Source organism: Dyadobacter sp. BE31, from assembly GCF_031457695.1.
Classification (GTDB): domain Bacteria; phylum Bacteroidota; class Bacteroidia; order Cytophagales; family Spirosomataceae; genus Dyadobacter.
The window spans coordinates 1,376,594-1,400,559 of sequence record NZ_JAVDXA010000001.1 but is presented as its reverse complement, the minus strand read 5'-3'; the positions used below and the strand labels follow the sequence as shown (position 1 = coordinate 1,400,559).

Below are 23,966 nucleotides of genomic sequence, written 5' to 3'. Positions count from 1 at the left end.
ATCTGCTAAATATTCTTAATGTCTGTTATCCTATCGTATTCCTTATGGCTTCCGATAAATCTTACAAAAACCAGCTGCCGTTCGTATTCAAACTTGGCGATTAGCCGGTATTTGTTGTGTGTGATATTAAACACGATCCTGCCGTTTCCGACGGTATCGGCATTCTTAAAGAACCGTATCACCTCGTTGGGATTTTGGAAGTTGCTTTTCTCGACAACATCATACCAAAATTCCAGCGCCGGCCTTGCGTCCGGCTGTTGATCCCAGAATGTTCTTAGTGTGCCTCGTGTGAATATCCTCATACTGACTGCAAAAGTACGCAAGTTTAGCCTAAACGTATTCCCAAACCGGGAAAAGCAGCTCGCTAATTAGTAGTAACAAAAAAATACCCCGCTTCGGACCTTTTTCGGTTGCCGGGCGGGGTATTAAAAATGAGATACTAAAATCTATCAAGTGTGCGATACACTAGTGTACCAGCACGGCCCCGGCGTTTTTCTTTTTGGCACGTTCTTCCCTTCGCAGCAAAATGCGTTGCTTGATACGCATCCAGCGCTCGTAAAGGCTCGATTCTTTCAAGAAATCCCAGGTATGGCTTTCTGTCGCTGCCGCTGTGCCGTTGTTAGGCGTGGCAGTAGGTTTCTTATCTTCCGGATCGTACATCATACCTGTGCAAAGGCAGTGCTTTCTGTTGGTCCGGGTCAATACGTCGTAATTCACGCAGCTCGCGCAGCCTTTCCAGAATGCGTCGTCGGCGGGTAATTCGCTGAACGTCACAGGCTCGTAGCCGAGATCCGAGTTGATTTTCATCACCGGAAGGCTCGTAGTGATACCGATAATTTTGGCATCAGGATATTTTTGCCGCGACAGTTCGAAAGCTTTCATTTTAATTGCTTTCGCCATGCCGCTGTTGCGGAAGTCAGGGTGGACGATCAACCCCGAATTCGCCACGAATTTTCCATGCTCCCAGGTTTCGATGTAACAAAACCCTACCCATTCACCTGTATCCGTAGTCGCAATGATGGCTTTTCCTTCCACCATCTTCTCCATAATATATACAGGGGAACGTTTGGCTATACCGGTACCACGCTTTTTGGCGCTCTCCTCCATTTCCGCGCAGATTTGTTCGGCGTAATGGAGATGATTTTCATTGGCAGTCTGTACAATAAACTTACTGCCCACTACTTCGGTATTTTTCATTGATGACTATGCTGACAAAATGTTCAAGACAATAATTAACTAACCCAGAGGAAAACGATGGGACGTCTAGAAATTGTAAGAAAGTTGCGGGTATTAGATATTTACCACGTAGGTAAAAGGAGATTATGCGGTCCGTGGGGACCTGAATCGGAAAGGCGTAGTATGCAGAACTGTATGTATGCCGTTGTGATTCATTGACTTGCTTGTGCGTCTAAGAGGCTGCAAATTTTCAAAAAAAAAATCTTACAGCAAAGAAACAGAAGATATATTTTTATGGTTCGTTTTGCATTATAAAGTTTTAAAGACCGAACTTACATATACGCCCGTTTTCGTGCTATTTACACTTCGATCAGCAATATTATTACCCTAAATCCAGTGGCTTTCATGTCTGCAATCAGTACCGACGACCTCCTGAACGGCTATATCAATGGTATTTTTCCAATGGCCGAGGCGGATGGTACAATCTATTGGTACTCGCCCAATCCCCGGGCGGTAATCCCCATCGATACTTATAAGCCGTCGAAATCGCTCCGGCCGGTGCTGAACAAAAAGCACTTCGAGATCCGGATCGATACCGATTTCGAAGGTGTCATGCGGGGGTGCGCGCTTCCGCGGGCGAGCGAGCCCGGCACCTGGATTTCGGAGGAAATCATCGCTTCCTATACTGCATTGCACGAGATCGGCTATGCGCACAGTGTCGAAGCCTGGCGCGAAAACCGGCTGGTGGGAGGCTTGTACGGTGTTTCTATCAATGGGGTGTTTTTTGGGGAATCGATGTTTACGATCGAGAGTAATGCATCCAAGGTCGCATTTCACTATTTGATACAGCTGTTGAAATTGAACCGCTTCGCATTGCTGGATACCCAGTTTATCAATGATAATGTGCTTCGCTACGGCGCAATCGAAATTCCGCGGGACGAATATCTGGACCAGCTCCATAAGGCATTAAAGCTCAGACGGCGGTTTAACGGGGCGGTTTTAAGCGAATTATAATGTGCCAAATGGGCTGCGGGTATAGATGCGGCATCCGTTTTCGCCTGAAAAGAAGTATTTTTGCGGCCAGATTGATTACCGGGCATCGGTCAAAACCATGACGATGCCGCTTATTTGAATACCAAAGTGTCAAAACCTATTCTCGTCATAAAGTTCGGGACGGCCTCTATCACGCTTCCTTCGGGTGAACCTGATGTCAGGATCATTTCGGAAATAGCCCGGCAAGTTTCGGAAATCCATTCGCAATACCGCATTATCATCGTTTCTTCGGGTGCGGTGGGTGCTGGAAAGGCATATATCAATGATTATAAGGGCACGATGACCCAGCGAAAGGCGGCAGCGTCCGTTGGTAACCCGTTGCTGGTAGGCCTGTACGCTTCCTATTTTGCGCCGAATAAAATTTACATTGCCCAAAGCCTTTGCGAGCGGCAGCATTTCGCGAACCGCAATAAATTCCTGCAACTCAAAGAGACTTTCGAAGAGCTTTGGTCGAACGGCATTATCCCGATCGTGAACGAAAACGACGTGGTAAGCGACCGGGAGTTGAAATTTTCGGATAACGACGAGCTCGCTACCTTGCTGGCTGTTGGTTTTGGGGCCGAATCGCTGATGTTCTGCACCTCGGTGGGCGGTTTGCTTGATGAGGAAGGCAAAATACTCAGGAACGTATCCAATGTGAACGAGGTTTTTAAGTTTGTGAGGACCGATAAATCTTTCCTCGGCCTCGGCGGAATGGCTTCCAAGCTGACCTTCGCCAAGCTGGCTTCCCGAATGGCGATCCGCGTGGTGATTTTTGGAATGAACCAGCAAAATGAACTGCTGAATGCATTGAATGGCGAGGCAGGCACATTGATCACGCCGGGTAAAAGTACATTATCGGCGCGTAACCGCTGGCTGGGAAGCGGTGGCCTGGTATCCGGCACATTGCGTGTCGATGAAGGCGCCTCCAAAGCGTTATTGAAGCGCAAGAGTCTGTTAGCGGTAGGAGTCACCGAAGTAACGGGCGATTTTGAAGCGGGTGAAATCATCGAAATATACTCGTCGGAAGACGAAATGATCGCGGTCGCACGGGCGCGGGAAACATCCTCGGCGATCCGCAGCAACCTGAAAACAGTGAATTTTGAAGTGGCGCATGCCAATGATATAGTTTTGTTATAATGGAATCGATAGTACCTCAATTAAAGGAAGCGCGGGAGGCCTCAGCTGCCGTTCGCCGGCTGACAGACAGGCAAAGGGCGGATCTGCTGATCAACCTTTCGGCCAGAGTGCTGGCCAATGCCGAAAACATCATCGCCGAAAACCAGAAAGACCTGGATTTGATGGATGATGCCGACCCGAAAAAGGACCGCCTGCTCCTGAACCAGAAGCGGATCAATGAACTGGCGCAAAGCCTGATCGAGGTAGCCGAGCTCCCGGATCCGACGGGCGAGGTATTTGTAGAGAAAACCATTCAGCAGGGACTTTCCCTGAAAAAAATCGCCGTGCCGCTGGGCGTGGTGGGTGTTATATATGAGTCGCGTCCTAATGTGACCATCGACGTGGCTTCCCTGTGCCTGCGCTCCGCGAATGCGTGCGTGCTCAAAGGCGGTAAGGAAGCACAAAACTCCAACAATTATCTGGTAAGCCTCATCCATGCATCGTTGGCGGAATTCGGTGTGCCTGCGGCGGCTGTAACCTTACTGCCAACAGGTCGCGAGTTTGTAGGTGAGTTGTTGACGGCCATTCAATATGTGGATATCATCATTCCACGCGGTTCCGAGGGTTTGATCAAATTCGTGCGCCAGAATTCACTGGTTCCTACCATTGAAACCGGTGCGGGTGTTTGCCATACTTATATTGAAAAGACCGGCGACCTCGATAAAGGCGCGCAGATCGTGGTGAATGCGAAGGTTTCGAAACCGGCAGCTTGCAATGCGCTGGATACCATTTTGGTTGATCGTGCAGTGGCAGGCGAGTTTTTGCCCAAATTGAGAGAAGACTTTATCAAGTGGAATGTGGAGGTTTTCGCGGACGAAGAGTCTTATGATATTCTTCAAAAAGCGCAGTATCCCTACCTGCAACACGCCAGCGAAGATGACTTCGGGAAGGAATTCCTGGATTTCAAATGCTCGGTGAAAGTGGTCAATGGGCTGGAAGATGCTCTGAAACAGATCGAAAACTATTCGTCGAGACATTCGGAGGCTATCATTTCAACCGATGAAGAGGCGATCGAAACATTTTTGAAAGAAGTAGATGCTGCTTCGGTTTATGCTAATGCTTCCACCCGTTTCACAGATGGCGGCGTATTTGCATTAGGTGCAGAAATCGGTATTTCGACCCAGAAATTGCACGCCAGAGGGCCATTTGCATTGGAAAAACTGGTAACCGAGAAGTGGATTGTTAAAGGAGACGGACAGGTAAGATGGTAAACACTTTGGAAAACATACAAACGCTCTCCAAGGAGGCTATCGAGCTGTTAAAAACGCTCATCGAAACGCCCTCATTCAGTAAGGAAGAGGAGCATACAGCGAAACTTCTTGCGGATTTCTTTACGAAGAAGAATATCCCGTTTCATACGAAAAAGAACAATCTCTGGGCCTTCAACAAGCATTTTGATGCGAGTAAGCCCACGATGCTGCTCAATTCGCACCACGATACCGTAAAGCCGAACAAATCCTGGACGCTCGATCCTTTCAAGGCGATTGAGCAGGATGGAAAGCTGTATGGTTTGGGGAGTAACGATGCCGGCGGCTGCCTGGTGTCGTTAATTGCTACTTTTTGTTATTTCTACGAAAGGGAGGATCTGACTTACAATGTCGCCATCGCAACCACGGCTGAGGAGGAAATTTCAGGGAAGGAGGGGCTCGAAATAGTGGCGCCTGAGCTTCCGGAAATCGCATTCGCAATTGTGGGAGAGCCTACTGAAATGCATTTGGCTGTCGCCGAAAAAGGCTTACTTGTGCTGGACTGCACTGCAAAAGGCGTTTCCGGCCACGCAGCACGTGAGGAAGGTGATAATGCGATTTATAAAGCATTGAAGGATATCCAGTGGATTACCGAATACAAGTTCCCGAAAGTTTCGCCAACGCTTGGCCCGATCAAAATGTCGGTGACGATCATTAATGCGGGCACACAGCATAATGTGGTACCGGATGCCTGCACATTTACCATCGACGTGCGTGTGACGGATCAGTACACTTTGGAGGAGGTTATTTCTGAAATCAAAGCCAATATCCAGTCGGAAGTAACGCCACGGTCGATTCGCCTGCGCCCGTCCAGCATTCCAATGGATCACCCGATCGTGCTTGAAGGCTTGAAACTAGGCCGTAATGCGTACGGTTCGCCCACGACTTCCGACCAGGCTTTGCTCGATTGCCCGTCGTTGAAAATGGGCCCGGGGCATTCCGCACGATCGCATAGCGCGGATGAATTCATTTACCTGCATGAAATAGAGGAAGGTATCGCACAGTATATTAAAATGGTTGAGGGCGTGGTGACCCGATAATTTGCTATACTTGCCAAAGCGAACTAACCGTGTTTTGGCATGCGATTCTACACCGAAGAAGATATCAAGGCTTTCGATAACGTCCGGTTTTTGCACATTAAAACTGCAAAGGCCGGACATCTTTTTATCATTACATTAGCCCGGCCGGAAAAGCGTAATGCATTCACGCCTACGATGGCGGAGGAGATTATTTATGCATTGGCGTATGCGCATTATCGAACGGAGATTCGGTGCGTGGTTTTGAAGGCGGAAGGGCCAGTGTTTTGTGCCGGGGCGGACTTGAATGCATTTCATGATCCTTCTGCGAACGCTGTGAATGATTTATTGCCACGAATACAAGAAGAGGCACGAATGGGGGATGCATTCAACGAATTGTTGAAACCTTGTATTGCTCAGGTGGAAGGGCCGGTGCTGGCTGGGGGATTTCTCATGATTTGTGGCTGCACATTTGTTTATAGTGTTCCAGAGGCTACATTCAGTTTACCAGAGGTAAAGCGAGGCATTTGGCCGATGCAGGTAATGGCGTCGCTTGCACCAATTCTGCCGCAAAGAAAAATTCTGGAAATGTCGATCACCGGAAAGGCATATTCAGCCAAGGATGCCCTGGAAATGGGCCTGATCACGCATTTAACCGAAAAAGAGAAGATAGCGGAAGAAGTAAATGCATTAGCCACACAAATCTGCAACAGCGCACCGCTGGCGATACAATCTGGAATGAGAAGTTTGCGGGAATTGATGAATGTCCCTCAAAATGAGCAGCATACTTTCCTGAAAGGCCAATTAGACAATCTACTTCAAACAGAAGACGCCAAAGAAGGAGCATTAGCCTTCAAAGAAAAAAGGGAACCTATCTGGAAAGGAAAGTAATTATCAATCGGCGGTCGGCGGTCCATCGTCAGGCCGCCAGGCCTAATTCACCGGCACAATCTCAATCTCCTCCCCATACCGGTTATGGAACTTGAAATCCACGACGCCCAATGAAGAATCCTTAATCAGTTTCACCCACGTTTTGTAATGGAAGAACCATTTCACCTGCTCGGAAATCAGTCCTTTGGTGAAGTACGAATGCAGGAAAGGATGGAGCGAAATGGTAATACCGCGCTCGTTCTGCTTGGTGAGAATGTAATCCAGGTTGTTGGCGATCACGTCGGATACGAGAATGCTCGCCTGGATCGTGCCCGTGCCGCCGCAGGTAGGGCAGGTTTCGCGGGTAACGATGTTCATTTCCGGCCGCACGCGCTGACGCGTGATTTGCAACAAGCCGAATTTGGATAGTGGCAAAACGGTGTATTTCGACCGGTCGCCCTTCATTTCATCACGCATGACATCGAACAGCGTGCGCTTGTTCTCTGCCTTTTTCATGTCGATAAAGTCGACGACGATAATACCGCCCATATCGCGCAGGCGTAGCTGGCGGGCAATTTCTTTCGCCGCTTCGAGGTTCACGCTTAATGCGGTCGCCTCCTGGTCTTCCTCCGAATTGGATTTATTACCGCTATTGACATCGATCACGTGCAACGCTTCCGTATGCTCGATGATCAGGTAACCACCGTTTGGAAGGCTTACCGAGCGGCCGAACAGCGATTTGATCTGTTTTTCCAGACCGAATTGTTCGAACAACTTGTTTTTGCCGTTGTGCAGGCGCAGAATGTTTTCCTTCTCCGGTGCGATGTTGTGGATGTATGCTTTGATATCATCATAAACATCTTTGGAATCCACGGTAATGCTGTCGAATGATTCGTTGAGCATGTCGCGGATAATCGAAGACGCACGATTCATTTCACCTATCACGCGGTCACGCGGCTTGGCGTCGCGCAGCGCTTTGATACCGTTTTCCCACTTGTCGAGACAGTCCTGTAAATCCTTGTTGAGCTCGTCCACATCCTTGCCGGTAGCTACCGTGCGGATGATCACCCCGAAATTCTGAGGTTTAATGGACGACATCAGCCGTTGCAAGCGGTTTCGCTCCTGCTTGTCGGTGATTTTCTTAGAAAGGTTAACTGAATTCGAGAATGGTACTAATACGATATACCGTCCGGCAATCGAAATGTCGCATGAAAGTCTCGGGCCCTTTGTAGAAATGGGCTCTTTGACGATCTGAACCAGGATAGGCTGGTTTTTGGAAAGGACTTTATCGATTTTACCAAGTTTCTCGATTTCTGGCTCCATCTTGAAATTTTTCAAGTTGCCCGTATGCGTGCGCTTGGCAATAACGTCCTTGGTGAGCTTGTTCAGCGAGTTGATATTGGGCCCCAAATCGAGGTAATGCAGGAACGCATCTTTTTCAAAACCAACGTCTACAAAGGCAGCATTGAGCCCTGCCACCAGCTTCCGCACTGTACCGAGGTAGATGTCGCCTACGGTAAAGCTCTGATCTGGTGTTTCTACGTGATATTCTAAAAGACGTTTATCCTGCAAAAGGGCTATACGCTCTCCCTTTTGAGTAGAATTGATTAGTAATTCGTTACTCAATGTTCAACCAACTGAATGGCTCGATAATGTTGATACTTAACTCTCCGCATATCAGACTGTTAGCGGGATACAAACGAGGGTAATAAGGATGACCGGATCTTAATAGTTAAAACCCGGTCATAGCCAATTATTTCTTCTTATGTCTGTTTTTTCTGAGTCTTTTCTTTCTCTTGTGAGTGGAGATCTTATGTCTTTTTCTCTTTTTTCCGCAAGGCATGATTATGTCGTTTTATAAATAAGTAATGTATTTCCTTAATGAACTGGTGATCAGTTGCCCAGACGGCCCTCCAACTCGCCAATGGCTTGCTGGATCACCGGATCTTTCTCCTCTTTTTTAACCTCCGACAGAACTTTGCTTGCTTGTTCCTTGTCACCCAATTCTACGAGCGAAAGGCCAAGATAAAACTTAGCTTTCGTATTCTTAGGATTGTTGGTTAAAATCTGTCTGAACCTGTCAGCAGCTTTTGAATATTGGTTAGATCTCATGGACAGGATCCCCAGATTGAACAATGCCAATTCGTTGGTAGGATCCGCGTCAATCACCTCGCGCAGCATCAGAATACCCTGCATCGGGTTCTCGGTGTTCACGTAGGTCATCGCCATGTTGGCTTTGGCAGTCAACAGGCCAGGATTCTGGTCAATTGCTTTTTGGTAATATTCGCGGGTTTTGATACCCAGGTTCTTTGCTTTCTGCTCGTCCACCGCGAATCCGTACGCCTCATAGTAACGATCACCCGCACGCATGAGGTTTTCGATGGCCGGGGACAGCAGGGCTACTTTTTCGGCGTAGAATGCTGCGCTGTCAAATTTTTGAAGCTTCGCAAACTCGTCTGAAAGCTTGATGCCCGTAGCAACCTTGTCTTTATCACCCGCTTGATTGAAGCCGCTTCTGAGCTGATCTACAACTTTCTGCTGATCAGGAGTTAAAGCGGCTCCATCATGCGATTTGGAAGAGGACTCAGCAGCATCGGCTGCCGCAGCCGGAGCCGTTGCAGCGGACTGGCCCTTTTCCTTGTCCACCTCTTTGCCCTTGTTGTTTACGACTACCTTGGGAAGGCTGAACAGCGTTCCTACCAGTGCTACCGCAAGCACGCAAGAAAGTAAAATGGACTTTTTCATACTCTTATAACTCAACCTTTTCAGGTAAATTACTTTTCAGCGACTGCTTTCAGTTTGTCACTTTCTTTTACCTGCTCAACAAAAACTTTTGCAGGCTTGAAGCTTGGAACAAAGTGCTCGTCAATAATCATGGAAGTTCCCTTTGAAATATTGCGGGCCACTTTGCGCGCACGTTTTTTGTTGATGAAACTACCGAAACCTCTAACATAAAGGTTCTCACCATCAGAAAGTGAGTCCTTTACCACGGTAAAAAACGATTCTAGCGTTTGCTGAACGTCGCCCTTGTCTACGCCTGTTTTCTCGGAAATCTGTGCGATTACGTCTGCCTTAGTCACTTTGATTGTTTACTTTAAGTGGATATTATTTCATTAATTTACTTACTCCTGTAAATTTTGGGAACACAAAGGTACGGTAATTTTAATAAAACTTAAAAGGATGATCTTCGCCTTTTTTATATAATTCATTAAAAAACAGTGCACATAAGTGAAAATAATATGATACCGGACGATTTGGAGGTGAACGACTTTAACAGAAGACTGAAATCCTGGTATCTTGAAAACCACCGCCCTTTACCCTGGCGTGAAACCAAAGATCCATATAAAATTTGGTTGTCGGAGGTGATTCTTCAGCAAACGCGTGTAGCCCAGGGGTTACCTTATTATGAGCGTTTTACCGAACAATACCCTACTGTATTCGACCTGGCCGCGGCCGACGAGCGCGATGTGCTGCGGTTGTGGCAGGGGCTCGGGTATTACTCCCGTGCACGGAACATGCATTTCACGGCGAGGCAGGTAGTGAATGATTACAACGGGAAATTTCCTGAAAGCGCTGAAAAGCTTTTGAAATTAAAAGGACTGGGCCAATATACAGCCGCGGCCATTGCTTCTTTTGCATTCGACGAGGCGGTGCCGGCGATTGATGGCAACGTCTATCGCGTCATGGCCCGGATTTTCGGTATTCAGTCGGATATGCTGGGTAATGAGGGTAAAAAGGAGTTTGCCAAGGTGGCGAAGCAACTCGTTTCGAAGGATGATCCGGCTACGTATAACCAGGCGATGATCGAATTTGGTGCGCTGCAATGCGTACCGGCCTCACCGAATTGTATGGTTTGCATTTTTAAGGACCGCTGCTTCGCCTATCAGCACGAAATGCAGGGCCAGTTACCCGTCAAAATCAAGAAACTGACCGTTAAACACCGGTTTTTAAACTATTTCATCATTAAGCAAGGCGATAGGCTGGCCATGCACGAGCGTCGTGGGCGCGATATTTGGCAGGGCCTCTATGATTTTCTCCTTATTGAATCCAAAGCCCCCGTCACAACGCTTGACCACCTGACCATCCCTGACTCCATTACCCAAAACCTCCTGAAAATAGGCCGCCTGGCTGAAATCCCCAAAGTGTATTCCCATATTCTTACGCATCAACGCCTGCAGGTGCGCTTCTGGTGGCTCGAAATTCCTGAAACCGAAAGGATAGATTTGCCCCACGAAATGGCTTTTTACAGTCATGAGGAAGTGGAAGTACTTCCAAAGCCGATTCTGATCGACACGGTTTTGCGGGAGGAGAATTATCTCTGAATACCTGATTATTGCTGTTGTTAATGAGGGCGTAGTAGCATTGTGTAAAAACAGAATATGGTTTAAATAATATATTTTTAAACTAAACACTTAACGGAGCGTCAGTCATGGGAAATTTCAGTTTGAATGCCAGCCAGATCGCCGACTATAACCGTGACGGTTATATTGTTGTAAAAAGCCTGTTTTCCACAGAGGAGGTTGAAAAACTTTACCATACCGCATTGGCAAATTCAGTGATGCAGAAGAATGCGATGGACCTGAACGACCAGACGGGGAAGAAAACAAAGCTGTCGCTGTGGTTTACGCCGGGTGACGATGTGTTCGGTTATCTGATCCGGAGTGAAAGAATGGTCAATTCGGTGTGGCAGCTGTTGCAGGAGGATAGCCAGGTTTGTCATTTTCATACCAAGCTTATGCAAAAGGAGCCCAAAGTGGGTGGTGCGTGGGAATGGCATCAGGATTATGGGTATTGGTATAAAAATCAGTTCATTTTCCCTGACCAGCTGATGAGCGTCATGATTGCGCTAACACCGGCTAACAAGGAAAATGGGTGTTTGCAGGTAATTAAAGGCTCGCATAAAATGGGCCGCGTGAACCACGGCTTCGCGGGAGAACAGGTGGGCGCGGACATGGAGATGGTGAACCACGCGTTGAAAGCCATGGATCTGATTTACTGCGAATTGGAGCCGGGTGACGCATTGTTTTTCCACAGCAATCTCATGCACCGGTCGGAGGCGAACCTTTCCGATCATCCTCGCTGGTCGCTGATTTCTTGCTATAACTCTCAGTCCAATATCGCCTACGCCGAAACTTCGACGTCGTGGCGGGTACCGGTTTCTATCGTACCCGACCATGCATTGCTGGAATGGAATGCGGAGTCGTTCGAAAATGCGGATTTTCTCAAAAAGGAAAATGATCCGGCGTTGAAATCGACCGGCTGGGAAAATGAAGTGAAGACGTCTTAATCTTAATTTGTTGTCATGTGTGGTCATTTGTAGTCATGTATGGTCATGTATTGTCATTTGTTGTCACGTATGGTCAATCTTGTTGAATTTTTCCTGACCACTCCTGACCTCTCCTGACCATACATGACTATAAATGACTATAAATGACTACTCCTGACTACCTCTGACAACAAATGACCACAAAATGACAACACCTGGCTTATTCCTAAAACTTTAAACTGATTGCTGATATGCAGAAAATTGCAATGCTGGGCTCTGGCTTTATCGGCCGTTTTTACGCCGAATCTATTCATGGGCAGCGCAGCCGTGACCGCGTGGTTGCCATTTACGCGCGGCGGGAAGAAAGCGCCAAAAAGTTTGCGGACGATTATGGCTGCGACTTCTGGTCGTCGAATATGGAAGAGGTGATCGCACATCCCGATGTGAATATGGTTTGCATCGCATTGCCCAACAATGTCCACGAAGAGGCGGTGCTGCTTTGTGCCAAGCATAAGAAGGCCGTGGTATCGACCAAGCCGCTGGGCCGCAATGGGGCAGAGGCATTGCGTATGCTTAAAGCGGTGGAGGAAGCCGGGATTTTTGCCGGTTATCTGGAAGATTTGTGCTACACACCCAAGTTCTTGAAGTCGCTCGAAAGTGTCAAAAATGGCTCGCTGGGCCGCATTATCTGGGCAAAATCACGTGAGGCGCATCCGGGGCCGCATAGCGAGTGGTTCTGGGATATCGAGCAGGCGGGCGGCGGCTGTATCCTGGATTTGGGCTGCCATTGCATTGAAATATCGCGGAATTTTATTGGAAAGGATATCAAGCCCGTAGAAGTAATGTGCTGGGCCGATACGCAGGTGAAACCCATCGACGCTGAGGACCATGCGATTGCACTGGTGAAATACGAAAACGGTGCCATCGGGCAGTTTGAGGTGAGCTGGACGTTCCGCGGCGGGATGGATCTGCGCGACGAGGTAATGGGTACCGAGGGTACGATCTGGATCAACAACTTTCTGAGAACAGGTTTCGAAATGTTCACGACAGGACAAAATCCGGACGGTGCCGGCGAGGAATATGTGGCCGAAAAAGCAGAGAGTAATACCGGATGGCTTTTTCCCGTGGGCGACGAGGTGAATGATCTCGGTTACAACCACATGTTCACGGATATGTTCAATTCTGTGGAAAAAGGGAATACCCCTGCGGAGACGTTTTACGACGGCTACATTGTGAATGCCGTGATTGATGCAGCTTATAAATCGGCCAAATCGAAGCTTTGGGAGAAAGTGGAGCTACCTGTGTGGCGCGGGCGCGAGGGCGTAGAGAAGCCTTCCAACTATGTTTCGTACAATGAAACGCATTACCTCATTAAGCAGGAAGTGACCCATGACGGTCGCAACAAACTGATCCTGAAAGATAAGGTTACCGGCAAGATCACCGAGCAGGATATTTAACAGGCATTTCTCCTGAAATATGCCTATATTTAAGGTTGCAACAAACATTAACCACGTTAAAAAATCATGGCAGGAAGTGTTAATAAAGTAATTCTGATCGGGAACCTGGGAAGTGACCCGGAGGTCCGGTACCTGGAAAGCGGTTCGGCGGTAGCGAAGTTCAATATCGCGACGACTGAGACCTATACGAACAAAAACGGCGAGCGCGTAGATAATACCGAATGGCACCGTATTGAGCTTTGGGAAGGACTGGCGAAAGTGGCCGAGAAATACCTCAAAAAAGGAAATCAGGTGTATATCGAAGGCCGTATCCGCACCGATACCTGGACGGATAAGGAAGGTCAGCAGCGTACTGGCGTCACAATCCGTGCGAACAGTATGACGCTGTTAGGCGGTCCGTCGGGCGGCGGTCCGTCGGGCGGGAGCTCTGGGGGTGATTATAACCAGGGCGGCCAGCAGGGTGGCTACCAGCCGTCGGGCAACGCGCCGCGCGGCAATGCGCCTCGGCCTTCGGACCCGATACCGCCATCTATGGCGGCCGGTAATGACGACGACGATCTGCCGTTCTGACGTATTCAACGAGATAGTGACGAATCCCGCTTAAAAATGTATTTATTCCGAAATAGATACAGTTATTAAGCGGGATTCGCTACATTTATCTGATTGAATACCTATTTTGAACATTCTCTGACATTTCGTGAAAGAAACAGAAGACAGTGACGACCCGCTTGCCCGAACGCGTACGGGGATTCATTTTCCCCAGAAAAGTACGCAAACCACTCTGGCAGGGGTGCTCATACCCTTTGATTTCCTGGCTCCTTACGACTTCATCCTTGTTATTTTTCTGCTGACTATATCTCTGTTTCTGTCGGGAATCCGGGCGGCCTATGCTGCTTCCGGTGCGATGGAAAACCCCTGGGACCGCAAGGCGGAAGGCGATAATCAATTACCTACACGTATTCAGCAACTGGCGCTTTCGCTCGTGCAGCGCGGCATTACGCTGTTTGCACTGCTTTTAGCGGCACGTCTGGCATGGCTGCATATGCAGGCTGGAAGCCTGGAAATGGTACGTTGGGCGGTGCTGGCGTTCCTGGTGATCTGGATTTGGCTCGACGCGATGGTGCGGTATAACAGTGCACGTAAGGCGCAAGAGTTTATTCCCAAAATAGCTGGCCTTACCCAGTTTCTGATCAAAATATGCAAGCCGCTCACCCAGCCGATCATGAAGCTAGGGTATTCATTCGGTGTACTTACACCGCAGGGTGCCGAAATCACCACCGAAATGCTGGAAGCGAAGGCGGAAAGTGAGGAGGAAACCGATTTGCTTCGGGGCTTGGCTAATTTCAGGCAAACCAACGCGCGGAAAGCCATGCAGGCGAGGGTACAAATTACCGCTTTCGACATTGAACTCGATTTTCACGAGTTGATGGACCGGATTAATAAGTCGGGCTACTCGCGGGTACCGGTTTATCGCGACGATCTGGATCACGTGGAGGGTATTTTGAATGTGAAAGATTTGCTGCCGCATATTCATCTGGATGAGCATTTCAACTGGCAGAAGCTGCTGCGCCCCGTCTACTTTATCCCCGAAAGCAAGCGCCTCGACGACCTGATGAAGGATTTTCAGAACCGGCGCGTGCATATGGCGATCGTGGTCGACGAGTACGGCGGAACCAGTGGATTGATTACGCTGGAAGATATTATCGAAGAAATTTTCGGGGATATTAACGATGAATATGACGAAGACGAGGAGGTGAATTTCACCCAGGTCGACGAGCATACCTATGTATTCGAAGGCAAGGTGCTGATTAACGATCTCTGTCGTATTTTGAACCTCGAAACCGATTATTTTGATGAGGTTAGGGGCAATAGCGAATCCTTGGCGGGGCTCTTGCTGGAACTGTTTTCACGGCTTCCAAGGACGGGTGAAATTGCCACACACCGCGAAGTAACCTTTAAAGTACAGTCGGCAGACAAGAAGCGCATTAAAAAGGTGCGGGTGTTGGTATCATAAAAAAAATACAATTCGATTTTATTTACTCAGAACTTCTTCTTAATTTTGCCCGGCAAATAACAATAGTTTATTTGCTATGAACACAGACCCATCCAAAGTCCTCTTCGAGGCGCTCACCTACGACGACGTTCTGTTAATCCCCGGTTATTCAGAAGTTCTGCCTCGTAACACATCAACAAAAACCAAGCTTACCCGCAACATCGAGTTGAACATTCCTATTGTTTCAGCTGCTATGGATACGGTGACGGAATTTGAACTGGCCATCGCCATGGCTCAGGAAGGTGGTATTGGAATAATCCATAAAAATATGTCCCTGGAAGCGCAAGCTGAGCAGGTGAGAAAGGTAAAACGTTCTGAAAGCGGCATGATCCTCGATCCGATCACGCTGCTTGACACTTCGACCCTTGGCGACGCGCATCAGATCATGCGTGAGTTCAAGATCGGAGGTATCCCTGTAATCGACAAAGACCACAAACTGGTCGGTATTCTTACCAACCGCGATCTTCGTTTCGAACGTGAAATGAACAAGCCGGTGACCGAGATCATGACGAAGGACAACCTCGTTACTGCATCGGAAGGACTTTCACTGGACGATGCGGAGAAAATCCTGCAAGAGTACAAAATCGAGAAACTTCCTATTGTGGATTCAGAGTACCGTCTGACGGGTTTAATCACCTACAAAGACATCCTGAAACGCAAATCACACCCTAATGCATGTAAAGACGAATACGGCCGCCTGCGTGTAGGCGCAGCCATCGGCGTTACGCCCGACGTGCTGAAACGAGTAGAAGCGTTGGTGAAAGCAGGTGTTGACGTGGTAAGTCTCGATACCGCACATGGACACTCCAAAGGTGTAATCGACGCATTGAGATCCATCAAAGCTGCATTCCCGAAATTGGACGTAATTGCTGGTAACGTAGCAACAGGCGATGCTGCCAAAGCATTGGCCGAGGCTGGTGCCGATGCGGTGAAGGTAGGTGTAGGTCCTGGTAGTATCTGTACCACCCGTATCATTGCCGGTATCGGTGTTCCTCAGCTGACCGCGGTAATGTGGGCGGCAGAAGGTCTGAAAGGCACCGGTGTTCCGGTAATCGCCGATGGCGGTATCCGTTTCTCGGGTGATATGACCAAAGCACTGGCTGGCGGCGCAAGCACGATCATGATTGGTTCGATGCTCGCTGGTAGCGACGAAGCTCCGGGAGAAGTAGTGATTTATGAAGGACGTAAATTCAAAGCTTACCGCGGAATGGGCTCGGTGGAAGCCATGGAGGATGGTTCAAAAGATCGTTACTTCCAGGACGCTGAGGATGATGTGAAGAAACTGGTTCCGGAGGGTATTGTGGGTCGCGTACCGTTCAAGGGCAAGGTTTCTGAGATCATTTACCAGATGGTAGGAGGATTGAAAGCAGGTATGGGCTACTGCGGCGCTGGTGATATCGAATCGTTGCAGAATGCACAGTTTGTGAAAATCACTTCTGCCGGCGTAAAAGAAAGCCACCCGCACGATATCATGATCCAGAAAGAAGCTCCGAATTATTCGAGATCGTAATGGAACTTCGGCTGTCGGCTATCGGCAGTCGAACCTTTTTATTATAGTAAAAGATAAGGCGTTGCAAGTGAATGCAACGCCTTATCTTTTATATACTTAATTGAAATATCACCGTGAATAAATGCGGACAGCCGATAGCTGACAGCCGAAGTCTCCTAAGCCGCACTCGGCTTTGCAAACCGGCTTTTCAGGTAGGAGAAAATCATTGGGAGAATAGAGATTCCGATGATGCCGAAAATGACCAGTTCGAAGTTCTTTTTAACAATCTCCATATTTCCGAAGAAGTAACCCAGCAATGTGAGGGTAGGAACCCAAAGCAATGCACCTACGATACAGAAAACAATGTACCGCGAATAGTTCATGCTGCCTGCACCTGCTACAAAAGGTGCTACCGTGCGTACAATCGGGATGAAACGCGCCATGATCACCGTGCTACCGCCGTGTTTTTCGTAGAAAGCTTCGGTTTTTTCGAGGTATTCTCTTTTCAGGAACAATATCTTTTCGCGTTTCTTGATTTGTCCGCCGAAGGTTTTTCCCATGAAATAATTGACATTATCGCCAAGCAATGCTGCAATAATGAGGATAATGATGATCAGCCAGACGTTCAGGCCGGTGGTCTCGTTGGCGGCAATGGCACCGGCGGCAAACAGGAGCGAGTCACCGGGAAGGAGTGGCATGATGACCAGCCCGGTTTCGGTGAAGACAATCAAAAACAGAATGACGTAAGTGAGTGTACCATATTCTTCCACGATGTTGAACAAATGCTTGTCGAGATGGAGGAAGAAATCAATGAACTGCGTTAAAAATTCCATAGCTATACGTTAAGTTGACAATCTGTTTTATGAGTCCTGACTTATTTGGAATCGATTTTCCACTTCTGTTTCGTCTTCGTATTCAGGAAGTGGTTGAAAGTATCGCCGCGAAGGCCGAGGCGGATTGTTTCGAGCGGGATCAGTTCGCTTGGGGCGATGTTGCCCAGGTTAACATTAGCGCCGAGCAGTTTTACAAACCATACTTGCTGTGATTTCTGGGGAGCTTCCCAGATCATATCTTCAAATGCAATTTCCGTAAGGATTTCTTCCACAAGCCCCTGACGCACCTCGCCGCTCGCGCGGAACAAACCGACATTACCCGACTCACGGGCTTCACCGATCACCTTCCAGGCCCCTGCCTGTAATTCAGATTTGATCAGCTGAATCCATTTATAGGGAGGAATGATTTTGTTCTCATCCTTGGAGCCTACTTCTGAGAGAACGGTAACTTGTTGGGAAAGCTTGTGGATATATTCGCATTTAACATCCTGCGGCATTTCAATGGAGCCATCGGAAACCTCAGCGTGAGACAATTGATATTTATCGAGTAACTTCCGGTAATCGTCAAACTGGTTCCTGACCACGAAAGCTTCGAACAGCGTTCCCCCGAAGTACACCGGAATATTGGCATTTTTATAAACGGCCAGCTTCTCGTTCAGGTTCGGACTTACGAACGAAGTGGCCCAACCCAGTTTTACGATATCAATATAAGGCGATGCCGTGGACAGCATATCTTCTGTTTCCCTGACACTCAGCCCTTTGTCCATCACCATGGTAAGTCCTTTTGTTCTGGGTTTCTGGGAACGCTCGGGAACCTGCGATAACGTAAAATTCATATATGAGTAAGCATTTATCTCTGGCAAAAAACTCCGGCAAAGGTAGTAATAACCTTCGATACGTAACAATAAAATCCATAGCATTGAACCGTAACCATCAATTTTTCTACGATAATTACTATTTTTAAAAATCGCATTCATACCTATTCAAATCTTTCTGACATCTATGAACACACACACGCAGATTGATCCGCAAACGGAAAACAAGCGTCTATCCTTTCTACGGCAATTCATCGGCAGGCCGATGGACCAGCATTTTTCACCCGTCGCCAAATGGCTCAATGGCGTTCTGCTTTTGATCGATGAAGGGGCCATGGAGGTTGAATACCACGTGCGGGAGGATATGTGCAACCCCATGGGCACATTGCATGGCGGCATTGCCGCTACTATTCTCGACGACATCGTAGGAACAATGGTTTACGCTTTGGGACGCGAGTTCGGTTTCACGTCCGTCAACTTGAACTGCGATTTTCTCAATCCAGCGGTGGTCGGAGATGTGCTAGTGGCGAAATCCGAGGTTATCCGGGCCGGGAAGAATATCGTACATGTGGAAGGACGGCTCGTGAATGCTCATGGTCGGATCGTCGCCAAATGTACGAGCAACCTCATTCAGACGGGCTTTAAATTACCATTGGTGCCGGGGCAGTAACAGGTTTCGCTGTATCTTTGTGATATGGAAAAACAATTCAGTGACCTGCCCGAAAGCCGCCAGCAACAGCTGATGGCTTTCGACCGTTTGTTGACGATCATGGATGAGCTCCGGGAGCAATGCCCGTGGGACAGAAAGCAGACCATGGACAGCCTGCGGCACCTGACGATCGAAGAAACCTACGAACTTTCCGATGCCATATTGAACAATGACCTGCCCGAAATCCAGAAGGAGCTCGGGGATGTTTTGCTGCACATTGTTTTTTATGCCAAAATCGGTTCCGAGCAGGCGGAAGGCAGGACTTACAACTTCGATATCAAGGACGTGCTGCACGGCATATGTGACAAGCTCGTGGCCCGTCACCCGCATATTTACGGTGATTTCGTGGCTGATACCGAGGAGGCTGTGAAGCAGAATTGGGAGAAGCTGAAATTGAAAGAAGGTAATAAGTCCGTACTCTCGGGCGTCCCTGCGTCCTTGCCCGCGCTCGTGAAGGCGATGCGCATTCAGGAGAAAGCAAGAGGCGTTGGATTCGACTGGGATGAAAAGCAGCAGGTATGGGCCAAAGTGGAAGAGGAGCTGCACGAATTCAAGGAGAACTTCAATATAGAATCGGCAGATATCATTGACCACAAGGAAGCCGAAGGCGAGTTTGGAGACCTGCTGTTTTCATTGGTAAATTATTCCAGATTTGTAGATATCAACCCCGAAACGGCCCTTGAAAGGACCAATAAGAAGTTCATCAACCGCTTTCAGTATCTGGAAGAAGCCTCGAAGGCGGACGGCAAATCGCTGTCGGATATGACGCTGGAAGAAATGGATATTTACTGGAACCGGGCGAAGGAAATGGGAGTTTAAAAATTTGGTCCAAATTATGTTACCAAATGTTGAATGTAGCGTATAAATAAATGGGCCGGATTGCTTCCGGTTGAAAACCATTTTTATACACTATAAACACATTAAATTATGTATCTGGAACAACGCATCGAGCAACTTGAAAATGTCACTGTTGAACATGGAAAGCAAATTGAGATGATAGCAACTGGATTAGCCACATTGACAACCACCGTCAACAATGGATTCAACGAAATGCGAAACGAGTTCAGGCTCGTCCACGAAAAATTCGCCGCGCAAGACCGGAGGTTTGAGAGACTTGAAGGTAGAATGGACAGACTTGAAGGTAGAATGGATAGACTTGAAGCCGATGTGGCGGTTCTTAAAACAGACGTGGCTATTCTTAAAACAGACGTGGCAGTTCTCAAAACAGACGTGGCAGTTCTCAAAACAGACGTGGCGGTTCTCAAAACAGACGTAGCGGTTCTCAAAACTGATGTGGCCGAGATTAAGGGTCGCCTGGATGTCATGAGCGGGCAGTTCGGTAAGATGACTGAGGGCATCGAGACACTCGTTGAGTTGATAAAAACTAAAATGAATTAATGTCATCACACCACATCGTTCGGGAGAAGCAGGAGCCTGCTTTGATTATTGCTAACGGGGAAGCCTGCTCTCCGGAATTATTGGGTCAGTTGCTGGAATGGAGTCCATTTATAGTGGTACTGGATCATGCTATTTACCGTGTGCTCGACCTGGGTATTAAAGTGGATGCCTGGCTGGGCGATTTCGATGTTGCGCATGATTTTGAAGCGATCCGGGAGCGGCAGCATCCATTGGAGATCGTGAATACACCCGATCAGGAGAAGACAGATTTGAATAAAGCCATTGAATTCCTAATTGAAAGAGGTTTCCCCGCGGCTAATATCGTATGGGCGACAGGACGCCGGGCGGATCACGCCATTACCAACATTACTGACCTCGTTCGGTATAAGGATAAGATCAAACTGGTGCTGCTGGACGACTATTCCAAGATTTTCCCGCTTACCGGTACGTTTGAAAAGTGGTATGCCGCCAGTACGCCTATTTCCCTGATTCCAGTAGGCACTGTCGACGGAATTGAGACCTCCGGCTTGAAATACAACTTAAATAATGAGACCCTGACGATGGGTCACAGAACCGGCAGTAGTAATGAAGCCGAGGCTGATGGCATGGTCAGGGTTTCCGCGCAGAAGGGCGACCTTCTGATTATGGAATGCTGGGACTTATAATGAAGCCTGTTTCGATTCTTTGGCTTCCACATAGAAGTTCCGGTCTACGCTCAATGACTTGTCTCCTTTCACTTTCAACGTTTTCCAGTTATTTGTCGGATAGAGGAATTCTTCTTTCCCGCTTGCCAGTTTCACTTTAACCGGCATGTCAAAATTTTCAATCGTGTTGATCCAGCGGTATTGCAGGCCTTTGCCTGTGAATGCGTATTCCAGAACCGGTATCCGCACATCCCGCAGATATTGATCGAAAACCTTCGAAAGATTCCTACCCGCATGCTCGCTGATGTAGTTTTCGATCTGAGAACCATCGACAGTCTGGTGATAGAAAGTTTTGTTCAGTCCACGAAGGATCTGGCGCCATTTTTCATCGTCATTCACGATCTGGCGAATGGTGTGGAGCATGTTCCCACCTTTATAGTACATGTCCTTCGACCCTTCCTGATTGACTCCATAAATACCTACAATAGGAATATCGTTCGCGATAAGTTCGCGGGTCCCGATCACATAATCTTCGCCGGCCTTTTTGCCGAAATAGTACTCGGTGTACAGGTTTTCTGAATAGTTGGTAAAGCTCTCGTGCACCCACATGTCAGCCACGTCCTTGTAGGTAATGTTATTGGCAAACCATTCATGCCCGCTTTCGTGAATGATGATGAAGTCCCATTTCAATCCCCAGCCCGTATTGGAAAGGTCTTTACCGCGGTAACCCATTTTGTAATCGTTGCCGTAGGTAACCGAGCTCTGGTGCTCCATTCCGAGGTAGGGCACTTCTACGAGTTTATAACCGTCTTCATAAAAAGGGTAGGGGCCAAACCAGTGCTCGAAGGCTTTCAGCATTTTCGGAGCTTGTTTGAACTGCTCTTTCGCCTTTTCCAGGTTTTGAGGCAACACGTAGTAACTAACCTGCAAATCGCCTTTTTCGCCCTTGAATGTCTCCTTCCAGCTTACATAGTTGGCCACATTCATATTTACCCCATAATTGTTAATCGGGTTTTTGACCACCCAATTAAAAGTGTGCGAATTGTCGCTGTTCTCGACTACCGACAGCAGATTGCCGTTCGATACATCCATTACATTTTTAGGGACAGTGATGCTGATGAGCATGCTGTCGGGTTCGTCGTACATATGATCTTTGCAAGGCCACCATACGCTCGCACCCAATCCCTGGCACGAGGTGGAAATAATGGTATTGCCTTTGCCATCTGGTACCCATTGCACGCCCCCGTCCCATGGCGGGCGTTTCGCCAGCCGGGGTTTTCCGCCGTAGAATACCTCAATGGATTCAGTTTTGCCGGTTTCCTGCTTTTTATTGAGCGTAATAAAAAATGCGTTGCCATCGCGGCGGTAGGCAAGCGCTTCACCGTCCTGAACCACTTTGGTAATCTGCAACGGCTCCTGCAAATCCACTTGCATGGTTTGGTAGGGTTTCAGGACTTTGTACCTGATCACCGTACTGCCGGTAAGCGAGCTGTCTTTATCGTTGGGCCTTACGCTGAGGTGGTAGTAGTTCAAGTCCCACCATTCCCTTTCAGGGGTAATGGAGCCTCGTAGCGTGTCGGCGTGGGTGAATGTCTTCTGCTGCGCGAAAGAAGAGATTGAAACAAACAGTAAACAAACACCGGCAAGTTTTCTGAGCATTGGAGTTAAGGTTAGCAATGAAGTGTATTATTTATCGAGTATTTCCATGTCGTTCAGCTCGGGGCCGCCACCGCGGTTGGCCGAGCCTGCTGCAATATAAATTTTCTTGTTAAGCGCTACGGCCTGCGTGCCATGGCGACCCTGGTGGAGGGAAGGCAGGTGTTCCCATTTCTGGGTTTGCGGATTGAATGCTTCCACCTCATTATGGGCCTCCTGGTGCGCGTCGCTTTCGCCGCCTATTACGAGTATTTTATTGTTGTAAACGACGGTAGTGTTGCCTGCACGAAGGGTAGGAAGGTTGTTCGACGCATCCAGTGTGGCCCAGTTGCCGGTTTTGAAATCATAAACATCCACCTCCTTTATAACGGTATTCAAAACCTGATTGATACGCGCGGTTGAGAGGCGCCCGCCTGCGACATAAAGTTTGTTGTCCAGGACAGCCACCTGCACGTGGTCGCGCGGGCGGGGAGCGTCGGCGAGGGTTTTCCAGGTGCCGGTTGCCGGGTCGAACTCGTCGAACCAGGTAACCTGGCCATCCCAGTGACCATCCTGAATGCCGCAGACGAGGTAAATCTTGTCATTCAATGTAAATGCACCTGCTGCGCCGCGCCTGCGGTTTTCGGGAATGGCCGCCCCTTTGCGCCATTCGTTTTTAGCAGGATTGAAAATATAAATATCCGGAATCGGGACTTCGTGCGGGTAGCCGCCTGTGAATGCGCCGAGCACGTAAATTTCATTCTTATAACTGACAGCCTGGAAATGGCTCATTTCGAGCGGTGACGGCGCAAGGCTTTTCCAGGAATCCTTTTTGAAGTCATACTCATCAACCGGCTTGATACCGCGTCCGCCCAGCAGGTACAACTTTCCGTTGGCCGTAGCCATCGCGTTTTCGTGCCGCTTCTCAGGCAGGTTCTCCGGTTCGGAAACTGTCCATATCTGTGCCGATCCCTGCAATGCGAACGCATTCAGCGCAATCAACAATGCAGCTTTGTGGTAGAGTGGTTTCATAGCGATTTGCGTTTAGATTAGCACTTTTTTGGCTTTTCAAAAACGATATCAAGGTACAATTATATTCTATAAAACAGAAAGACCAGCTTGCGGCCGGTCTTCCTGCGAATATTAG

At 48.3% G+C, this 23,966-nt stretch carries 24 protein-coding genes; 15 read left to right on the top strand and 9 right to left on the bottom strand.

What is annotated here, in order from left to right; translation table 11 throughout:
- Positions 1-5 precede the first annotated feature (5 nt).
- Both J2Y43_RS05780 and J2Y43_RS05775 read right to left on the bottom strand, forming a co-directional pair.
- Positions 6-302: a type II toxin-antitoxin system HigB family toxin gene (locus J2Y43_RS05780; RefSeq protein WP_309980836.1), complete on the bottom strand. Its 297-nt coding sequence runs from the start codon at positions 300-302 to the stop codon at positions 6-8.
- Between the two features lie 163 nt (positions 303-465).
- A complete protein-coding gene (locus tag J2Y43_RS05775) occupies positions 466-1,197 on the bottom strand; it encodes a GNAT family N-acetyltransferase (protein WP_309980837.1) in 732 nt (243 codons plus the stop codon).
- Between the two features lie 384 nt (positions 1,198-1,581).
- Here J2Y43_RS05775 and aat point away from each other — a divergent pair, with 384 nt between their 5' ends.
- From aat to J2Y43_RS05750, 5 genes are all read left to right on the top strand, one after another.
- Positions 1,582-2,190 (top strand): leucyl/phenylalanyl-tRNA--protein transferase, encoded by a 609-nt coding sequence (aat, locus tag J2Y43_RS05770; RefSeq protein ID WP_309980838.1) that lies wholly within the window; start codon positions 1,582-1,584, stop codon positions 2,188-2,190.
- Positions 2,191-2,316: 126 nt separating this feature from the next.
- A complete protein-coding gene (gene proB / locus J2Y43_RS05765; protein WP_309980839.1) occupies positions 2,317-3,348 on the top strand; it encodes a glutamate 5-kinase in 1,032 nt (343 codons plus the stop codon).
- Entirely contained in the window at positions 3,348-4,598 is a 1,251-nt protein-coding gene (locus J2Y43_RS05760; RefSeq protein WP_309980840.1) for a glutamate-5-semialdehyde dehydrogenase, read from the top strand. The genes proB and J2Y43_RS05760 overlap by 1 nt, the downstream gene beginning before the upstream one ends.
- A complete protein-coding gene (locus J2Y43_RS05755) occupies positions 4,592-5,674 on the top strand; it encodes a M20 family metallo-hydrolase (RefSeq protein ID WP_309980841.1) in 1,083 nt (360 codons plus the stop codon). The genes J2Y43_RS05760 and J2Y43_RS05755 overlap by 7 nt, the downstream gene beginning before the upstream one ends.
- 39 nt (positions 5,675-5,713) lie before the next feature.
- The gene (locus J2Y43_RS05750) at positions 5,714-6,541 is read left to right on the top strand and encodes an enoyl-CoA hydratase-related protein (protein ID WP_309980842.1); all 828 of its coding nucleotides are present in this window, start codon (positions 5,714-5,716) and stop codon (positions 6,539-6,541) included.
- Between the two features lie 42 nt (positions 6,542-6,583).
- On the opposite strand, the gene J2Y43_RS05745 is transcribed toward J2Y43_RS05750, so the two are convergent.
- The 3 genes from J2Y43_RS05745 to J2Y43_RS05735 all read right to left on the bottom strand — a co-directional run bounded on the left by J2Y43_RS05745 (position 6,584) and on the right by J2Y43_RS05735 (position 9,600).
- Positions 6,584-8,146: an Rne/Rng family ribonuclease gene (locus J2Y43_RS05745; RefSeq protein ID WP_223402089.1), complete on the bottom strand. Its 1,563-nt coding sequence runs from the start codon at positions 8,144-8,146 to the stop codon at positions 6,584-6,586.
- Between the two features lie 267 nt (positions 8,147-8,413).
- Positions 8,414-9,265 (bottom strand): tetratricopeptide repeat protein, encoded by an 852-nt coding sequence (locus J2Y43_RS05740; RefSeq protein ID WP_309980843.1) that lies wholly within the window; start codon positions 9,263-9,265, stop codon positions 8,414-8,416.
- Between the two features lie 29 nt (positions 9,266-9,294).
- Complete coding sequence (locus J2Y43_RS05735) at positions 9,295-9,600, bottom strand: HU family DNA-binding protein (protein ID WP_015813879.1); 306 nt, start codon at positions 9,598-9,600, stop codon at positions 9,295-9,297.
- Positions 9,601-9,759: 159 nt separating this feature from the next.
- Here J2Y43_RS05735 and mutY point away from each other — a divergent pair, with 159 nt between their 5' ends.
- The 6 genes from mutY (at position 9,760) to guaB (ending at position 16,806) form a co-directional block, all read left to right on the top strand.
- On the top strand, positions 9,760-10,842 hold the full coding sequence (gene mutY, locus J2Y43_RS05730; protein WP_309980844.1) for an A/G-specific adenine glycosylase: 1,083 nt from the start codon (positions 9,760-9,762) through the stop codon (positions 10,840-10,842).
- 107 nt (positions 10,843-10,949) lie between these two features.
- Entirely contained in the window at positions 10,950-11,807 is an 858-nt protein-coding gene (locus J2Y43_RS05725; RefSeq protein ID WP_309980845.1) for a phytanoyl-CoA dioxygenase family protein, read from the top strand.
- Positions 11,808-12,037: 230 nt separating this feature from the next.
- Positions 12,038-13,243 (top strand): Gfo/Idh/MocA family oxidoreductase, encoded by a 1,206-nt coding sequence (locus J2Y43_RS05720; protein ID WP_309980846.1) that lies wholly within the window; start codon positions 12,038-12,040, stop codon positions 13,241-13,243.
- A 66-nt stretch (positions 13,244-13,309) separates the two neighbouring features.
- Complete coding sequence (locus tag J2Y43_RS05715) at positions 13,310-13,813, top strand: single-stranded DNA-binding protein (RefSeq protein WP_309980847.1); 504 nt, start codon at positions 13,310-13,312, stop codon at positions 13,811-13,813.
- A 127-nt stretch (positions 13,814-13,940) separates the two neighbouring features.
- A complete protein-coding gene (locus J2Y43_RS05710) occupies positions 13,941-15,257 on the top strand; it encodes a transporter associated domain-containing protein (RefSeq protein WP_309980848.1) in 1,317 nt (438 codons plus the stop codon).
- Between the two features lie 76 nt (positions 15,258-15,333).
- Positions 15,334-16,806 (top strand): IMP dehydrogenase, encoded by a 1,473-nt coding sequence (gene guaB / locus J2Y43_RS05705; RefSeq protein ID WP_309980849.1) that lies wholly within the window; start codon positions 15,334-15,336, stop codon positions 16,804-16,806.
- A 155-nt stretch (positions 16,807-16,961) separates the two neighbouring features.
- Here the strand turns inward: guaB and J2Y43_RS05700 are convergent, their stop codons facing one another.
- Positions 16,962-17,618 carry a DedA family protein gene (locus J2Y43_RS05700; protein WP_106594365.1) on the bottom strand — a complete coding sequence of 219 codons (657 nt, stop codon included), beginning with the start codon at positions 17,616-17,618 and terminating at the stop codon, positions 16,962-16,964.
- A gap of 41 nt (positions 17,619-17,659) precedes the next feature.
- Positions 17,660-18,454 carry a phosphosulfolactate synthase gene (locus tag J2Y43_RS05695; protein WP_223402106.1) on the bottom strand — a complete coding sequence of 265 codons (795 nt, stop codon included), beginning with the start codon at positions 18,452-18,454 and terminating at the stop codon, positions 17,660-17,662.
- Positions 18,455-18,620: 166 nt separating this feature from the next.
- On the opposite strand from J2Y43_RS05695, the gene J2Y43_RS05690 reads away from it, so the two are divergent.
- From J2Y43_RS05690 to J2Y43_RS05675, 4 genes are all read left to right on the top strand, one after another.
- Complete coding sequence (locus tag J2Y43_RS05690) at positions 18,621-19,103, top strand: PaaI family thioesterase (protein WP_309980850.1); 483 nt, start codon at positions 18,621-18,623, stop codon at positions 19,101-19,103.
- Between the two features lie 24 nt (positions 19,104-19,127).
- A complete protein-coding gene (gene mazG / locus J2Y43_RS05685; RefSeq protein WP_309980851.1) occupies positions 19,128-19,961 on the top strand; it encodes a nucleoside triphosphate pyrophosphohydrolase in 834 nt (277 codons plus the stop codon).
- Positions 19,962-20,069: 108 nt separating this feature from the next.
- The gene (locus tag J2Y43_RS05680) at positions 20,070-20,540 is read left to right on the top strand and encodes a hypothetical protein (protein ID WP_309980852.1); all 471 of its coding nucleotides are present in this window, start codon (positions 20,070-20,072) and stop codon (positions 20,538-20,540) included.
- Positions 20,540-21,205 carry a thiamine diphosphokinase gene (locus J2Y43_RS05675; RefSeq protein ID WP_309980853.1) on the top strand — a complete coding sequence of 222 codons (666 nt, stop codon included), beginning with the start codon at positions 20,540-20,542 and terminating at the stop codon, positions 21,203-21,205. Before J2Y43_RS05680 ends, J2Y43_RS05675 begins: the two co-directional genes overlap by 1 nt.
- Here the strand turns inward: J2Y43_RS05675 and J2Y43_RS05670 are convergent.
- Positions 21,200-22,843 (bottom strand): M1 family metallopeptidase, encoded by a 1,644-nt coding sequence (locus J2Y43_RS05670; protein WP_309980854.1) that lies wholly within the window; start codon positions 22,841-22,843, stop codon positions 21,200-21,202. The genes J2Y43_RS05675 and J2Y43_RS05670 overlap by 6 nt on opposite strands.
- A gap of 27 nt (positions 22,844-22,870) precedes the next feature.
- Positions 22,871-23,851 carry a kelch repeat-containing protein gene (locus J2Y43_RS05665; RefSeq protein ID WP_309980855.1) on the bottom strand — a complete coding sequence of 327 codons (981 nt, stop codon included), beginning with the start codon at positions 23,849-23,851 and terminating at the stop codon, positions 22,871-22,873.
- Positions 23,852-23,966: the final 115 nt, after the last annotated feature.

Bases quoted from the DNA above. Each gene is read 5' to 3' on its own strand.
- J2Y43_RS05755 (WP_309980841.1), top strand. From the start codon at position 4,592: ATGGTAAACACTTTGGAAAACATACAAACGCTCTCCAAGGAGGCTATC.
- mazG (WP_309980851.1), top strand. From the start codon at position 19,128: ATGGAAAAACAATTCAGTGACCTGCCCGAAAGCCGCCAGCAACAGCTG.
- J2Y43_RS05700 (WP_106594365.1), bottom strand. From the start codon at position 17,618: ATGGAATTTTTAACGCAGTTCATTGATTTCTTCCTCCATCTCGACAAG.
- J2Y43_RS05720 (WP_309980846.1), top strand. From the start codon at position 12,038: ATGCAGAAAATTGCAATGCTGGGCTCTGGCTTTATCGGCCGTTTTTAC.
- J2Y43_RS05750 (WP_309980842.1), top strand. From the start codon at position 5,714: ATGCGATTCTACACCGAAGAAGATATCAAGGCTTTCGATAACGTCCGG.
- J2Y43_RS05665 (WP_309980855.1), bottom strand. From the start codon at position 23,851: ATGAAACCACTCTACCACAAAGCTGCATTGTTGATTGCGCTGAATGCG.
- J2Y43_RS05780 (WP_309980836.1), bottom strand. From the start codon at position 302: ATGAGGATATTCACACGAGGCACACTAAGAACATTCTGGGATCAACAG.
- J2Y43_RS05760 (WP_309980840.1), top strand. From the start codon at position 3,348: ATGGAATCGATAGTACCTCAATTAAAGGAAGCGCGGGAGGCCTCAGCT.
- J2Y43_RS05680 (WP_309980852.1), top strand. From the start codon at position 20,070: ATGTATCTGGAACAACGCATCGAGCAACTTGAAAATGTCACTGTTGAA.
- J2Y43_RS05725 (WP_309980845.1), top strand. From the start codon at position 10,950: ATGGGAAATTTCAGTTTGAATGCCAGCCAGATCGCCGACTATAACCGT.
- J2Y43_RS05690 (WP_309980850.1), top strand. From the start codon at position 18,621: ATGAACACACACACGCAGATTGATCCGCAAACGGAAAACAAGCGTCTA.
- guaB (WP_309980849.1), top strand. From the start codon at position 15,334: ATGAACACAGACCCATCCAAAGTCCTCTTCGAGGCGCTCACCTACGAC.
- J2Y43_RS05670 (WP_309980854.1), bottom strand. From the start codon at position 22,843: ATGCTCAGAAAACTTGCCGGTGTTTGTTTACTGTTTGTTTCAATCTCT.
- J2Y43_RS05695 (WP_223402106.1), bottom strand. From the start codon at position 18,454: ATGAATTTTACGTTATCGCAGGTTCCCGAGCGTTCCCAGAAACCCAGA.
- J2Y43_RS05740 (WP_309980843.1), bottom strand. From the start codon at position 9,265: ATGAAAAAGTCCATTTTACTTTCTTGCGTGCTTGCGGTAGCACTGGTA.
- aat (WP_309980838.1), top strand. From the start codon at position 1,582: ATGTCTGCAATCAGTACCGACGACCTCCTGAACGGCTATATCAATGGT.
- J2Y43_RS05715 (WP_309980847.1), top strand. From the start codon at position 13,310: ATGGCAGGAAGTGTTAATAAAGTAATTCTGATCGGGAACCTGGGAAGT.
- J2Y43_RS05675 (WP_309980853.1), top strand. From the start codon at position 20,540: ATGTCATCACACCACATCGTTCGGGAGAAGCAGGAGCCTGCTTTGATT.
- mutY (WP_309980844.1), top strand. From the start codon at position 9,760: ATGATACCGGACGATTTGGAGGTGAACGACTTTAACAGAAGACTGAAA.
- J2Y43_RS05775 (WP_309980837.1), bottom strand. From the start codon at position 1,197: ATGAAAAATACCGAAGTAGTGGGCAGTAAGTTTATTGTACAGACTGCC.